Here is a 309-nt window from a genome sequence, read left to right as displayed (position 1 = left end):
TTGAATATTACTTTTGATGGCTTGGTGCAGTGGGGTAAGCATTGAGGCAACACGAGTTTGAGCTTCACTGATTGCGCCAATTGAAAAAGTCGTACCGAATTGCTCCTTAAGTAAAGAGCGTATTTTGCGCACGCTCAGATGATATTGACCAGCCAAGATCGCGATATGACTCAATAGATTGAGCCCCATGATACCTTGAGGTATATCGCTCGGCTTTCTGGCCCTCACGGTTTCGCCACACTGAGAGCATTTACCAGAAAAGAGCCGATACTCGGTAATATCCATTGTCGGTTTGGGAATTTCATGAAC

1 pseudogene is annotated in these 309 nt (G+C 45.3%); it reads right to left on the bottom strand.

Going from position 1 to position 309, the window contains the following annotated elements:
• Nucleotides 1–309 (bottom strand): annotated as a pseudogene (locus tag AACW06_RS20285) (IS66 family transposase); the annotation flags it as partial.

The organism is Vibrio sp. S12_S33, assembly GCF_963889785.1.
GTDB lineage: Bacteria > Pseudomonadota > Gammaproteobacteria > Enterobacterales > Vibrionaceae > Vibrio > Vibrio aestuarianus.
The sequence above is the reverse complement of the archived record's forward strand: the minus strand, read 5'-3'. Positions and strand labels throughout refer to the sequence as shown.